The organism is Paenibacillus sp. JNUCC-31 (assembly GCF_014844075.1).
GTDB lineage: Bacteria > Bacillota > Bacilli > Paenibacillales > Paenibacillaceae > Paenibacillus.
In genome coordinates this window covers 2,290,722-2,305,445 of record NZ_CP062165.1, presented here as the reverse complement: position 1 = coordinate 2,305,445, position 14,724 = coordinate 2,290,722, and the positions used below count along the sequence as shown (strand labels likewise).

The 14,724-nt window shown below is 47.6% G+C and carries 11 protein-coding genes; all 11 read left to right on the top strand.

Going from position 1 to position 14,724, the window contains the following annotated elements:
* Positions 1-16 precede the first annotated feature (16 nt).
* On the top strand, positions 17-1,987 hold the full coding sequence (locus tag JNUCC31_RS10020; protein ID WP_192270856.1) for a cbb3-type cytochrome c oxidase subunit I: 1,971 nt from the start codon (positions 17-19) through the stop codon (positions 1,985-1,987).
* Positions 1,987-2,607 (top strand): cytochrome o ubiquinol oxidase subunit III, encoded by a 621-nt coding sequence (cyoC, locus tag JNUCC31_RS10015; RefSeq protein ID WP_192270854.1) that lies wholly within the window; start codon positions 1,987-1,989, stop codon positions 2,605-2,607. Before JNUCC31_RS10020 ends, cyoC begins: the two co-directional genes overlap by 1 nt.
* A complete protein-coding gene (gene cyoD / locus JNUCC31_RS10010) occupies positions 2,608-2,937 on the top strand; it encodes a cytochrome o ubiquinol oxidase subunit IV (protein ID WP_192270852.1) in 330 nt (109 codons plus the stop codon).
* 207 nt (positions 2,938-3,144) lie between these two features.
* Positions 3,145-4,161 carry a LacI family DNA-binding transcriptional regulator gene (locus JNUCC31_RS10005; protein WP_192270850.1) on the top strand — a complete coding sequence of 339 codons (1,017 nt, stop codon included), beginning with the start codon at positions 3,145-3,147 and terminating at the stop codon, positions 4,159-4,161.
* A 162-nt stretch (positions 4,162-4,323) separates the two neighbouring features.
* Positions 4,324-6,654 carry a glycoside hydrolase family 65 protein gene (locus JNUCC31_RS10000; protein WP_192270848.1) on the top strand — a complete coding sequence of 777 codons (2,331 nt, stop codon included), beginning with the start codon at positions 4,324-4,326 and terminating at the stop codon, positions 6,652-6,654.
* A gap of 27 nt (positions 6,655-6,681) precedes the next feature.
* On the top strand, positions 6,682-7,968 hold the full coding sequence (locus tag JNUCC31_RS09995; protein ID WP_192270846.1) for an ABC transporter substrate-binding protein: 1,287 nt from the start codon (positions 6,682-6,684) through the stop codon (positions 7,966-7,968).
* 59 nt (positions 7,969-8,027) lie between these two features.
* The gene (locus JNUCC31_RS09990) at positions 8,028-8,924 is read left to right on the top strand and encodes a carbohydrate ABC transporter permease (RefSeq protein WP_179262973.1); all 897 of its coding nucleotides are present in this window, start codon (positions 8,028-8,030) and stop codon (positions 8,922-8,924) included.
* Between the two features lie 14 nt (positions 8,925-8,938).
* Positions 8,939-9,781 carry a carbohydrate ABC transporter permease gene (locus tag JNUCC31_RS09985; protein ID WP_179265769.1) on the top strand — a complete coding sequence of 281 codons (843 nt, stop codon included), beginning with the start codon at positions 8,939-8,941 and terminating at the stop codon, positions 9,779-9,781.
* A 64-nt stretch (positions 9,782-9,845) separates the two neighbouring features.
* Positions 9,846-12,041, top strand: coding sequence for an alpha-L-rhamnosidase-related protein (locus JNUCC31_RS09980; protein WP_192270844.1), 2,196 nt, complete (start codon positions 9,846-9,848; stop codon positions 12,039-12,041).
* Between the two features lie 216 nt (positions 12,042-12,257).
* On the top strand, positions 12,258-12,959 hold the full coding sequence (gene pgmB, locus JNUCC31_RS09975; RefSeq protein WP_192270842.1) for a beta-phosphoglucomutase: 702 nt from the start codon (positions 12,258-12,260) through the stop codon (positions 12,957-12,959).
* Positions 12,960-13,017: 58 nt separating this feature from the next.
* Positions 13,018-14,661 carry a glycoside hydrolase family 13 protein gene (locus JNUCC31_RS09970; RefSeq protein WP_192270840.1) on the top strand — a complete coding sequence of 548 codons (1,644 nt, stop codon included), beginning with the start codon at positions 13,018-13,020 and terminating at the stop codon, positions 14,659-14,661.
* Positions 14,662-14,724: the final 63 nt, after the last annotated feature.

The window sequence follows — 14,724 nt, the reverse complement described above, 5'->3', positions numbered from 1 at the left end:
TGAAAGGAGGCCCCCAATGTTAGAGAGACTTAAGGAGTTTGCATCTGAATTTTTCGTAACCGGTGATCCGCTAATTTATGGTGCGGACGTGGCGATCGGAATTACGATGATTACCATCGTAGCGGTGCTGACTTATTTCAAAAAATGGGGCTGGCTCTGGCGTAACTGGTTAACTACCGTCGATCATAAAAAGATCGGTATTATGTATATCATTGCTTCCATCATCATGCTGTTCCGTGGTGGTGTGGATGCACTGATGATGCGTCTTCAGCTAGCTATGCCAAACATGGATTTCTTACATCCCGAGCATTATAATCAGGTCTTTACGACTCATGGTACAATCATGATCCTATTCATGGCGATGCCATTTATGTTCGGTTTGTTTAACGTTATTGTACCGCTTCAAATAGGAGCAAGGGACGTTGCGTTCCCGTTCCTGAATGCGCTAAGCTTCTGGTTGTTTTTCCTGGGAGCAATGCTGTTTAACCTGTCCTTCGTTATCGGTGGTTCACCGGACGCAGGCTGGCTCAGTTATCCGCCTTTATCGGAGCTATCGCATAGCCCGGGGGTAGGACAGAACTTCTATATATGGGGTATTCAGATTTCGGGTATCGGTTCCCTGGCTACCGGTATCAACTTCCTGGTTACCATCATTAAAATGCGTGCGCCAGGCATGAAATGGATGAAAATGCCGATGTTTACATGGTCGGTATTCTCCACTTGTATTATCATTCTGTTTGCATTCCCAATCTTGACCGTGACACTTGCACTGCTCTTCCTCGACAGGTTTGCCGGGGCGCATTTCTTCACGCTTGATCTGGGCGGTAATCCGATGATGTATATCAACTTGATCTGGATGTGGGGTCACCCTGAGGTATACATTGTAGTCTTGCCGGCATTCGGTGTGTTCTCCGAGATTGTAAGTACCTTCTCGAGGAAAAAGTTGTTTGGTTACAAATCGATGGTATTTGCGATGCTGATCATTAGCTTCCTGTCCTTCTTTACATGGGCGCATCACTTCTTCACGATGGGTTCGGGAGCGGACGTTAATGCATTCTTTGCCATAACCACGATGTTGATTGCTATTCCAACAGGGGTTAAAATCTTTAACTGGCTGTTTACGATGTATCGGGGAAGGATACGAATGGCGACCCCGATGATGTGGACGTTAGCCTTTATCCCGTGCTTTATTGTCGGGGGGATGACAGGGGTTATGTTGTCCGTAGCTCCTGCTGACTTCCAGTTCCACAACAGTTACTTCCTGATTGCCCACTTCCACCAAGTATTGATCGGTGGCGTAGTATTTGGATACTTCGCAGGTCTGTACTATTGGTGGCCTAAAATGTTCGGTTTCCAACTCGAAGAGAAACTGGGCAAATGGGCATTCTGGACTTGGAATATTGGTTTCTATGTCTGCTTCATGCCGCAGTACGCTGTCGGTTTGATGGGGATGACGCGTCGTCTGAGCACTTACGGCTGGGATACCGGCTGGTGGGAGCTGAACTTCGTATCCACAATCGGGGCATTCCTGATGGGTGTCGGATTCTTGTTCCAGGTTGCACAAATCGCAGACGGTATTCGTAAATACAAATCACTCAAAGCTTCGGCTGATCCATGGGATGGACGTACGCTCGAGTGGTCGATTCCTTCACCAGCTCCTGAATACAACTTCGCCATTACACCGCGCGGAGATGATGTTGATGAGTGGTGGGAAGAGAAAGAACGTCGTGCCAAAGGCATTTATCCACCAGAACAGCCGCTTGAGCCGATTCATATGCCTAAAAATTCCGCGATTCCGTTCGTTATGTCGATCTTCTGGTTTATCGCTGGTTTCGGCTTTGTATTCGGATGGCTATGGATGGCGATTCTTGGACTCGCCGGCGTAGGGATCTGCATGATCGCCCGTTCATTCTCATACGATACGGATTATTACATTCCGGTCGACGAAATTAAGCGTACCGAAGCGTCGTTAAGGGGGTCGGTATAATGGCTCAAGCAGCCGCTAAGCACGGTGAGAATCATGCACATGGTCATGATCATGGCCACCATGATCCACAAGAATTGAAAGTACTCGGATTCTGGTTCTTCCTGATTTCCGACGTTATCCTGTTCTCTGTATTGTTCGCAACCTTTATTGTGTTGCGTGACAATACGGCGGGCGGACCCGTATTGTCTGAGTTAATCAAAATGCCTGGCGTTATTGCCGAGACATTTATCTTGCTGACAAGTTCATTTACAAGTGGACTTGCGGTTCTTGCCATGAATCAGGGCAAGGTGAAGCAATTAATCAGCTGGCTGGCAGTTACAGCTGTTTTGGGTGCGGGCTTTATCGCCCTGGAAGTAACGGAGTTTATTGAATTGATTCACGAAGGATTCAGTTATACGACGAGTGCTGCTTCCGGCGCATTCTTCACCCTTGTGGGTACTCACGGACTTCACGTATCGCTCGGTTTGATCTGGATGATCGGTTTGATGCTCCAACTGAAAAAACGTGGAATTACCGATGTAACTCGAGGTAAAATCAACGTAATCAGCTTGTATTGGCACTTCTTGGACGTCGTCTGGATTTTCCTTCTGTCGATCGTCTATCTGATGGGGGTGATGTAGATGGCAGAACATAACTCACATGAATCCCATGGCCATGAGCAGCATGGTTCACTCAAGTCCTATGTCATCGGCTTCATTCTGTCCGTCGTCCTCACAATCATCCCACTTGTGGTGGTTCTGAATGACATGATGGGCAGAACAGGAACAGTAGCTGTTGTCTTGGTAACAGCAGCATTTCAGTTTGTGGTTCAACTCTTCTTCTTCATGCATATCCGTGAAACGGAGAAGCCACGCTGGAATGTAATGGCTCTGATTTTTGGTCTGTTGATGATGCTGACCATCGTGATTGGTTCAATCTGGATCATGTTGAACAATGCAGTTGCACATTAATTTTAGAGTGAAAAACTCCCGACCTTGGCTTATAAAGGTCGGGAGTTTTTTTATCATAAAATATAGAGTATACATATTGAAACCAAATATTGCCGTATGATGCTCCATATAAATCATAAAAATCATGTCGAAAAAAGTCTTGATTTTTTTTCATGAATCCGTATACTCAGGAATATAAGTAATCCGAAACGTTTTGGAGGAAAGCAATTGGCTACAATTAAAGACATATCACAAATGACGGGATTTTCGATTACGACCGTATCCAGAGCCCTGAACGGATATTCGGACGTCAGCGAGAGTACACGCAAGCTGATTAAAGAAGCCGCCGAAACCTTGAGCTACAGTCCAAACGGGCTGGCCAGAGGACTGGTCATGAAGGAAACCAAAACGCTGGGATTGCTCGTATCAGGCATGACGTATAAGAACATCGATAATAACTTTGTATTCGAAGTGCTATGCGGTATTAATGATAGCGCTGCCAACTCGGATTATGATCTGATTTTGTTCAGCACGAATACGGCGAAGCAAAAGATGAAAACGTACACCCAGCTATGCAGGGAGCGAAAAGTGGATGGTGTCATTCTTCAAGGTGTGAAAACGGATGATCCCTATTTGCAGGAAGTGTTGGACAGTGACATCCCCTGTGTACTAATTGATATCCCGATTCATAGTCAGTACGTAGGCTTTGTGTCAACAAATCACAAGGAAAGTGCACAGATGGCGGTAGAGCATCTGATTGGTTTGGGTCATCGACAGATTGCCATGGTGAATGGATATCCGGAAGCTTTTGTTTCCAAAGAGCGATATGAGGGATATTCCGATGCAATGAGCAACGCCGGGTTAAGTTTGAAAACCGAATGGGTTGTTAACGGGAACTTCACGGAAGAGGAAGCACAGCAACAAGCTACTGAAGTATTGAAGGCTCACCCGGAAATTACTGCATTTTTCTGTGCAAGCGACATGATGGCTCTGGGTGTAATGAAGGCCGCGAAAGAATTGGGGATCGCCATACCGGATGAATTGTCTGTTGTGGGCTTCGACGATATTCCAACCGCCGCTTATTTCCAGCCACCACTTACCACCATCGGACAGAACATGTACCAACTGGGTAATGAAGCTGCAAATCTGCTGATGGGCATGTTGAAATCGGAGGATAGTCCCAAATTTAATATTTTGAAAAATGAATTGGTTATGAGATCCTCAACAGCTAAGCCGCGCCGTTAGTTTACAATGCGCAGAAGGATTCAAACGGGCTCTTAAAATGATTTACATGAAACAAACAAGCACCGGAATGTTTTTTATAATCCGAAACGTTTCGGTTATTATTTTCATTTTAATCCAAAACGTTTCGGATACATCAAAAGATAGATATAGGGGGAATACAAATTGCTGAAATACGATGCGGGGATAGGGGAATGGAACAACTGGGTGGTCACAGAAACCGGGTTTGATCCCGCTCATCAAGGAAAGGGCGAAGCGGTTCTTTCTCTTGGTAACGGATACATGGGGCTGCGTTCCGCCACAGATGAGAGTTATGTGGGACAAGTACGAAACTGGTTCGTGGCGGGGACCTTTAACAAATTTGACGAGCATGAGGTAACCGAGCTTCCCAATGCTGCGGATGTAACTGAACTGGCGATCACGCTTAATGGTGTTACGTTCAATTTGGAAAAAGGAAGAACGATCAGTTACAGTCGTCAACTGAATCTCAAGAACGGTGAGTTGACTCGTAATGTGGTATGGCAAAGCCCGACAGGGGAAAGCTTTGAACTTCAATTCCGTCGCTTTGTTTCCTTGAGCAACCGCCATCTGGTTGGTTCATCCGTGACCATCAAGCCACTGGATGGTCAGGCACGTGTTCACATTGCATCCGGTATTAATGGACAATGGACGAACTCGGGTGCGCAGCATTTCACGGAAGGCGAAAAACGCATATTTGAAAAGACTTATATTCAAATGACGTCAACGACGACACAATCGGCTGTTGATTTTGTAACCAATACGGTGCACAACTGGCAGCTGAATGGTGCAAAGGTTGAGCCGGAATTGCGTCAAACGATGGGGCGCCGCAAGGTAGGCATCGAAGGCACAGTAACCGTGGAAGCCGGACAATCGGTAACTCTGGAAAAAATCTCGAATGTGCATACCAGCCGCGATCTCGTTTACAACAACAGTGAGTATTCGCTGGAGAAAATGCGTGAATCGGCGCTGACAGAGCTGAAGCAAGAGTCGCAAAAAGGGTATGACCAGCTATTTCGTGAAAGCGCTAACGCTTGGGCGAATACTTGGTCCACGTACAACATTGAAGTGGACAGCACAAGCGGATATGACCAGCTTGCCATCCGTTTCGCCATTTATCATCTCGTCATTATGACACCTGCTCATGATAATCGCATGGGAATCGGAGCAAAAGGATTAAGTGGCGAAGGGTACAAGGGACATTCCTTTTGGGATACGGAAATCTTCATCCTTCCATTCTTCATCTACAGCAATCCCCAAATCGCAAGATCCTTGCTGGAATATCGATATCAGGGGTTGGATGGAGCTAGAAGCAAGGCCAAGGAGAACGGATTCGAAGGAGCCATGTATCCGTGGGAAGCTGCCTGGATCGAAGATGGCGAAGTTACACCGGTATGGGGAGATGTAGATATCGTAACCGGAGAACAGACGAAGATCTGGTCGGGCTTTATTGAACAGCACATTACCTCCGACATCGCTTATGCCGTTTGGCATTATGTGCAATCGACAGGCGATGAAGCGTTCATGGATCAATATGGCTACGAGATTATTTTTGATACAGCAACGTTCTGGGCAAGCCGTCTGGAGTGGGATGAGGCCAAGGGCCGTTATCACATTAATGAGGTTGTTGGACCGGATGAGTATAAGGAACATGTAGACAATAATGCATTCACCAATCATATGGCTCACTTCAATATGGAACTGGCCATTCAATATTATGAAAAGCTTCAGCAGGAAAAACCTGAGTTGCTCAAGGCATTGTCTGGGAAGCTTGACCTGACCTCCGCTCGGGAAGCGTGGAACAAGCTGGATCAGATGTATCTGCCAGGGCCCAATGAACAGGGACTTATTCCACAGGATGATACCTACTTGCAGAAGAAAGTCATTGATCTTACCCCTTACAAAAATCAGACGAAAGTCGCCAGCATCTTCAATGACTACAACCTGGATCAAGTTGGTGAAATGCAAATTTCGAAGCAGGCTGACATCATGATGCTGTTCTTCCTGCTTGAGAATAAATTCGAACCCGCTATCAAACGTGCCAACTACGATTACTATGAGGAAAAAACATTGCATGATTCCTCATTGTCCCTGTCGACGCACAGTATCCTTGCCAGTGACTTCGGTAATCGTCCGCTCGCATATGATCTGTTCCGCCGGGCGTCCGAGATTGATCTGGGGCCACATATGCACTCTTCGGATGCAGGCATCCATTCCGCTTCTCTGGGTGGGATATGGGAATGTGTTGTGATGGGATTTGCCGGAGTTCGCATGTTGGATGGCCAGCTTCATCTCGATCCGAAGCTACCGGAGTCCTGGAGCAGACTGAAATTCCCGCTCTATTGGCATAATCAGCTGCTGCATATCACAATCACGCCAGAGGGCATTCTAATCGAGAGTGATGCAGAGGAAGAAATTTCTCTCCTTCTGTCCGGTCAGCAAGTTACTTTCAGCAAACGGTTTCAAACCTTGGTTTAATATAAATCCATGTGGGAGGTCATTCAAATGAAAAAAGGGTCCGCAAGTTTGGTCATGATGCTGATTTTGGTATTCGTATTATCCGCGTGTTCTTCAGGTGGAAGCAACAGTGCAGAAGGTGGAAAAGGAGAAAAAGTAAAACTCACCTTCTCCGTATGGGGAGATGTCAACTCCGGTGCGGATGAAGTGAAGCTTGCGGAAGAGTTCAATGCTGCACACCCGGATATCGAAGTGAAGTTTGAGCCTATTCCAAGTGAAGGGTATGGCACAAAACTCACTACTTCCCTGGCAGCAGGACAGGCACCAGACGTATTCCTGGTTGGTGAAGGCGACTACTACAAATACGTGGATAAAGGTGTAATTGAGCCACTTGACGATTATTTGAGCAAAGACACTTCGTTTAATCTGGATATTTTCCAAAAGGATCTCATTGAAAATATGAAAATCGAAGGCAAACAATACTACCTGCCTAAAGATTTCAACCCACTTGCGCTGTGGTACAACAAACGCATGTTTGATGAAGCTGGAATCCCTTATCCAACAGATGAATGGACTTGGGATGACATGATTGCAACTGCACAAAAACTGACTAAAAAAGATGGCAATAAATATACTCAATTCGGATTCAACGCAGGTAAATGGGAATATCCGATCTATACGTACCTGTGGGATTACGGTACAGACATCGCGAATGAGGATGGAACCGCTGCAGAAGGCTACATGAACAGTGAAAAAACAATCGCGGCAATGGATAAATACGTCTCTTGGTCTCAAGGAGATAGCCGTGTATCCCCAACGCCACTGGATTCCGAAACGCTTGGCGGAGATTCATCGATGTTCATGACAGACAAGCTCGCTATGATGATTACCGGTCGTTGGATCAAAGGTGATCTCGACAAATCCGATGTTCAATATGGTTCTGCACTGATTCCACAAAATACGGACGGTACTCGTTCAAGCATTATCGCAAGTGCGGGTTGGGCGATCAACGCAGCCGGTAAAAATAAAGAAGCAGCTTACGAACTGGTAAAATGGCTCTCGGGTACAGATGCACAGAAGCTTCGCTCTGCGAACGGTAAAGTATTGCCAGCGACTGTGAAAGAACTGGACGAAGTCAAAGCCAAAGAAGTAGCAGACAAACCGGTCATCGAAATGATGGATTATGCTAAAAAACCGGTAACCTTGCGTTCTACAAACGGACCTGTGTTTGTTGAAGAATTCACCAAGGCGCTGGAAAAAGTGCTGCTTGGCAAACAGGATGTCAAAGGCGCTCTGGATGAAGCTGCGAAGAACGTTGACAGCAAAATCAAGTAAAAACCATGCGGGTGAGTCGGCGGCCATGCTGATTCACCCTCTTCATCAAGGAGGCTGCTATGCGTAATTCTAAATCCGAGCGTGCCGGGTATTGGTTCATATTGCCCTGGCTTATAGGCTTGTTGCTCTTTACCATTGGTCCAATGTTGTTTTCCTTGCTGCTGGCTTTTAGCAAATGGGATATTATTACCGGCGTAAAATCGATCGAATGGGTCGGTTTGGATAACTTCAAAACGATGTTTCATGATGAGCTGTTCTATCAATCGTTGAAAGTTACCTTTATTTTCGCTCTGGTATCTGTACCGCTCTATCAAGTGGCATCACTGCTGATTGCCTTGCTGCTGAATATGCGGAATAAAGGGATGAAATTTTTCCGATTGATCTATTTCATGCCATCCATCATTCCAGCTGTAGCAGCGTCGATGATGTGGATTATGATTTTCAATCCGGAATACGGCATTCTGAACCGGGCGCTTGCCTTATTCGGCGTGCAGGGGCCAGCCTGGCTTCAAGACCCGAGCTATGCGCTGGGTGCACTGATTGTCATGGGCTTGTGGGGCGTCGGAAACACAATCATCATTTATTTGTCTGGCTTGCAGGGTGTTCCCGAAGAGCTGTATGAAGCTGCCAATCTGGATGGCGCGGGACCGTTTCAACGGTTTTTCAACATCACATTGCCTATGATTTCCCCGACAGTGTTCTTCAACGTGATTATGGGTATCATCGGCGGATTCCAGTATTTTACACAAGCGTTTGTCATGACCAACGGGGGACCGCTTAATTCGACCCTGTTCTATAATTTGTATCTGTACAATAAAGCTTTTACCGATTTTGAAATGGGTTATGCTTCGGCACTCTCCTGGGTATTGTTCATCATCATTCTGGCGTTTACGTTGCTGGTCATCCGCAGTTCTTCGATGTGGGTCTATTACCAGGGCGATAACGAAAAGGATTGAGAGGAGGACAAATGATGAATCAAGCAACGACACGGAAACCGGTATACTCGAAACTATTTTCTATGCTCATTCTTATTGCTGGTGCGGCCGTCGTGCTGATCCCGCTGTTATGGACGTTTGCAACGTCTCTTAAAACACCTGCCGAGGTGTTCAAAGATGATTTTTTCCCGGCTGTATGGATGTGGTCCAACTATAAAAATGCCGTTCTGGCCATCCCGTTTTTTACATTTTTGAAAAATACGCTGATTATTCTGATTCCGGTATTAGTCGGTACCGTATTCTCGTCTGCCCTATGTGCGTATGGTTTCGCCCGGTTTAACTTCCGCGGCAAACGCACACTGTTCCTGGTTCTGCTGGCGACGATGATGCTGCCTTCACAGGTAACGATGATCCCGATGTTCATCATGTTCAAGGAAATCGGCTGGGTTGATACATTTTTACCACTCATTATCCCTGCATTTTTCGGGGGTGGAGCGTTTAACATCTTCCTGATTCGTCAGTTCATGCGGGGTATACCGCGTGATCTCGATGAGTCCGCTTTCGTCGACGGAGCAAACAAAATGCAGATTTTCATGAGAATCATGCTGCCGCTGTCCATGCCGCCGCTGATTGCTGTTTCTATCTTTACCTTTATGGGCGTATGGAATGACTTCCAGGGACCGCTCATTTATTTGAACTCCAGTGAAAAGTATACGCTGGCTCTCGGGTTGTCCATGTTCAAAGGGTTGTATAACGTGGAATGGAACATGTTAATGGCTGCAACAATGCTGATTATGCTTCCACCACTCATTGTATTCTTTGTTGCACAAAAATACTTTATTGAAGGCATTTCCATCTCTTCTGCAATCAAGGGCTAAGGGTCTAGGGTCCATATTAACAGAAGAGATTGAGCGTTGAGCCAAACCGCAGAGGAGGACATCCATGGCCACATTAACAAGCAGACATCCATTTAATTTGTATTATAACGCAGGTGAATATGTAAAAATTTGCGGTACCCAGGACGGATACTTTCCCGATTTCGGACATCATATGGCTAACGAAATGGGCGGAGTATGGCTGCATCCAATCAAGCTGCTGGACGGTTTTTGGCTGAAGGTAACCGATCTGGATCGCAACATTGCCGTATGGGCAAGGGCAGACGAATTCACCAGTGAGTCTTGGGGAGGAAGTCGGTTCGATTATGATCATGGGTTGAGCCACATTCCGGTATCCATCAAACGCAGCCAGTTTGCCCCCGATTATGAGAAGGGCATGATCGTAGAATACGAAATCAGCGCTTACGGGAAAGGAACAACCCGGCTCAAGCTGGAGCTGCTGTCACGTACCGATCTCCGTCCGGTGTGGTATTCCGATGAGATTGGAATTATCCCGGGCGTAGGTGAAACGGCAGAAGCTATGTCTTCGCGCAAGGTCATCGTCAAAGATGATGCCCAAGACTGGTATGCCATGATTGGAAGTGACCTGCCTGGAACGGAAATGACGGTTGGGCCTGAGATTTACGGACCGGAACTGACGGCAGGCAAGGGCACAGGGATTTCTTTTGTAACAGATTGCACGCTGGAGGAGAAGGATGTGTTCCGCTTCCGGTTATTTGTTGCCGGTTCGGAGTCGTCCCGTGAAGCTTGTGAGCAGACTTATGCAGTCATCGAACGTGATCACCTTCGTTTGAAAGAGCAGAAGCAGCAGTTCTATGACAAGCTGGATCAGCGTTCGGTGCTTACCATTGAAGGCGAAGATGAGCTGAACGAGCAATTCGCTTGGGTGAAGCGCAATAATCAGTGGCTGGTGCAGCAAGTAGATGGAATCGGTCGTGGTTTGACAGCAGGTGGGCCTACGTATCCATGGTGGTTCGGCTGTGACAGTACGTATGCACTTCAGGGTGTTCTTGCTACGGGAGATCATCAACTGGTGCGAGATACGCTGAATTTGTTGCTGGAGAAATCCAAAGAGGCGAACGGCAATGGACGTTTTGTGCATGAAGTGACCACGATAGGAGCCGTGTCTAATCGCGGCAATACGCAGGAGACGGCACACTATATCGCCTTTGTGTGGGAAATGTTCCTGTGGACCGGAGACGATGCACTTCTGCGCGAGCATTATGACTACTGTGTTCAAGGCATCGATTGGCTGCTGGGTGAGATGGACCCGGACGGAGACCTGTTCCCATCTGGTTACGGCATTATCGAGATTGCCGGATTGAATATGGAGCTGATTGATAGTGCTGTATACACAGCCAAGGCACTTCAGGCGCTGGAGCACATGAGTCTCTATTTGGGTGAAACAGAGCGTCACCAGACATATCAAAAGCTGGCTGAGCAAGCGGTACAAGCGGTGAATGATGTGTATTGGTCAGAAAAAGACAGCCTCTATGCGGATGCCGTTGCACCTGTTTCCGATATTGTGCCCAAAGTGGATTACATGGTTTCTCTCGCTGAAAAGCAAGGGATCACAGACTACCGGGAGTACGTGGAAGGATTGCTGGCCGATGCAGGTGAGAATCTGACAGACCGCGGTTGGCTGCTAAACAAAAACTGGGTCATTGTCACTCCGATGGAAGCAGGAATTGCCGATCAGGACAAGGCACAGCGTGCGCTGGAAGCAATGCGAAACCGCGACTTCATTGGTGAATACGGTACGTTTCTTGCTGCCATGTATCAACAGGGAACGATGACGATCTCTACGGGAGCACATGCGGTTGCCGAAGCGGCGTACGGGCATCCAGATCACGCACTCGATTTGCTGCGCCGGATGGGGAAAAGCTTCTCACGTGTACTGCCGGGTTCATTCTCGGAGATGTCCCCGGACTACGGCTGTGTAGTACAGGCATGGACGATCTATGCACTGGCTGTACCTGTGGTACGACATTTCTTTGGCGTTCAACCGGAAGCACACAAGCGCCAGGTGACGATATCACCTGTATTGCCACAGGCGTGGGCTGACAAGAAGTGTAGTCTGGAGCATCTGATGGTAGGCAATGCAACGTTCGATATTCATGTTGAATCCCGTGAGGGCATTCGATATGCGAGCATTTCCAACGAATCGGGCTGGACGATTGTTCTGGACTGGAAGGGCGAGAGACGGGAAAGCAACGAGAAACGAATTGAATGGCAGCTATAATGTTCAACTAAACATTTACACGATAACGGAGAGGGTAGAAATAACCTGAAGAAACGCAGTGTTCGCCTTTATTCCCGGATTTTCCCTTCTGAAAAGGATATCAAAAAAAATCTGGGGATAACAGCGATCGGAAGGTTGTTCTGTCATCGGAGTGACCAGTGTAAATATCTTTTAGTTGAACTCAACTAGAGCAATGACATGGGGAGGAACGGGTAAATGAAAGGAAACGGAGCACTTCAAGCCGTTATTTTTGATTTGGATGGTGTCATTACTGACACAGCGGAGTACCATTATGTTGCATGGAAGAAGCTGGGGGAATCGCTGGATATTCCGTTTGATCGGGAATTCAACGAGCAGTTAAAGGGCATTAGCCGCGGAGAGTCTTTGGCTCGCATTTTACGTCTGGGAGGCAAGGAAGATGCCTTTTCGGCCGAGGAAAAGGAAGAATTCGCACAGCGTAAAAACGAACATTACGTCTCGTTGCTGGATTCACTGACACCGGAGCACACCTATCCCGGAATTCGGGAGTTGCTGCTTGAGCTGCAAGCCTCCGGCATTCCTGCGGTCATCGCCTCGGCCAGCAAAAATGCGCCTCAAATTCTGAAGGCGCTGGAGTTGGACTCGTTGTTCAGCTATGTGGTACATCCGGATTCCGTTCCGCATGGCAAACCTGCACCTGATCTGTTCCTGCGGGGAGCGGAAGAAGTGGGTGCTGACGTTAAGGCCTGCATCGGCATCGAGGATGCACAGGCGGGCATTGAGGCCATCAAATCCGCAGGCATGGTCGCCGTAGGTATTGGTGAAGAAGCTGTACTCAAAGGTTCAGGAGCAGACGTGGTATTGAAGGATACAAAACAGTTAACGCTGTCGTTCCTGGAGAGCACGCTGAGAGAGAACTTGCTGAAGGAAAGTTATTGAAGCAGAAGCAAATCCCAGTACAGGATCAGAACCACGAAGGAAAAAGGAGGGATGCAGCGTGAATCAGGCGTGGTGGAAAGAAGCGGTTGTATACCAGGTCTACTGGCGCAGCTTCCTGGATGCGAACGGAGACGGCATCGGGGATCTGGAAGGCTTGATACTCAAGCTCGACTATATCAAAAGTCTGGGCATTGATGTCATCTGGCTTAATCCCATTTATGAATCTCCAGACAAAGACAACGGATATGACATAGCGGATTATTACCGCATCATGGCCAAGGCCGGGACGATGGAGCAGTTCAAGCAACTGTTGGACAAGGTCCATGAACGAGGCATGAAGCTTATTATGGATCTGGTGGTCAATCATACATCAGAGCAGCATGCATGGTTTGAGGAATCGCGTTCATCCGTCGATCATCCGAAACGCGACTGGTATATCTGGAAGCCGGGTAAACAGGACGGTCCGCCGAACAACTGGCGCTCCTACTTTGAACCGACGACCTGGACCTACGACGAGCGGACGGGAGAGTATTATTTCCATTCCTTTGCGAAAGAGCAACCTGATCTGAATTGGGAGCATCCCGAACTGCGTCAGGAGATTTATCGGATGATGCGTTTCTGGCTGGATCAGGGCATAGATGGCTTCCGCATGGATGTTATTAATCTGCTCGCCAAGCTGGAAGGTTTCCCGGATGCGGAGCATCCCGAGCATATTGATTATCTGGGCAATAATCCGGGCATTCATGAATATTTGCAGGAAATGAACCGGGAGGTTCTCCAGCATTATGACATCATGACCGTAGGAGAAATTCCGTTTGTCACACCAGAGGATGGCCTTCTGTATGTGGGGGATAACCGGAAAGAGCTGCATACGTTATTCCATTTCCAGGTGGCGGATGACATGCCTACTTGGGATCTGGCACGGTACAAGGAAATTCAGGAGAGCTGGTATGAAGCATTCCGTCATGAAGGTTGGAACTCCCAGTTCCTGAACAATCACGATCACACCCGACAGGTTTCAAGGTACGGCAATGATGGACAATACCGTGTGGAATCCGCCAAACAACTGGCGACCATGATTCATACTCTTCCGGGAACACCGTATGTATTCCAGGGAGAGGAGATCGGCATGACGGGTATTCGTTTCTCTTCCATTGATGAATATCACGATATTGCAATGAAGAACAAATATAAGGAAGAAATCGGTAAAGGCCGTGCACCAGATGAAGTCCTCCACAGTCTTCAGCCGCTGAGCCGGGATAATTCCCGCACACCAATGCAGTGGGACAGCAGCAAGCACGCCGGGTTTACCGAAGGGCAGCCGTGGATGCAGGTGAATCCCAACTATGAAGAGATTAATGTGGAGCGGGATTTGGCTGCGCAGGATTCCATATTTGCATATTATCAGCAACTGATTGCCTTGCGTAAATCGCACGCAGTTATGGTTTACGGAGATTATCGTGACCAATCGGCAGGGGAAGAGCATGTATATGCATATAGCCGCAGTTTGGATGGGGAGACATGGCTTGTCATGCTCAATCATTCGGACCAGGAGCAGTCCTATCGTCTGCCTGCTTCATTTGCTGATCGAGCCATGAATGCCCGCTTGGTTATTGGCAATCTGGATCGGTCAACCTCGGGTGAGGTTAGAAACGGCACCGTTCGTTTGCGTCCTTATGAGGCGCTTATTTACTCCATATAAACCATCGCAAGTTACCTGAGCCTGGCGGGGATTTTCCCGTCGGGTTCTTTCATTTATCCCAAC

Bases quoted from the DNA above. Each gene is read 5' to 3' on its own strand.
- JNUCC31_RS10020 (WP_192270856.1), top strand. From the start codon at position 17: ATGTTAGAGAGACTTAAGGAGTTTGCATCTGAATTTTTCGTAACCGGT.
- cyoC (WP_192270854.1), top strand. From the start codon at position 1,987: ATGGCTCAAGCAGCCGCTAAGCACGGTGAGAATCATGCACATGGTCAT.
- cyoD (WP_192270852.1), top strand. From the start codon at position 2,608: ATGGCAGAACATAACTCACATGAATCCCATGGCCATGAGCAGCATGGT.
- JNUCC31_RS09995 (WP_192270846.1), top strand. From the start codon at position 6,682: ATGAAAAAAGGGTCCGCAAGTTTGGTCATGATGCTGATTTTGGTATTC.
- JNUCC31_RS09990 (WP_179262973.1), top strand. From the start codon at position 8,028: ATGCGTAATTCTAAATCCGAGCGTGCCGGGTATTGGTTCATATTGCCC.
- JNUCC31_RS09985 (WP_179265769.1), top strand. From the start codon at position 8,939: ATGAATCAAGCAACGACACGGAAACCGGTATACTCGAAACTATTTTCT.
- JNUCC31_RS09980 (WP_192270844.1), top strand. From the start codon at position 9,846: ATGGCCACATTAACAAGCAGACATCCATTTAATTTGTATTATAACGCA.
- pgmB (WP_192270842.1), top strand. From the start codon at position 12,258: ATGAAAGGAAACGGAGCACTTCAAGCCGTTATTTTTGATTTGGATGGT.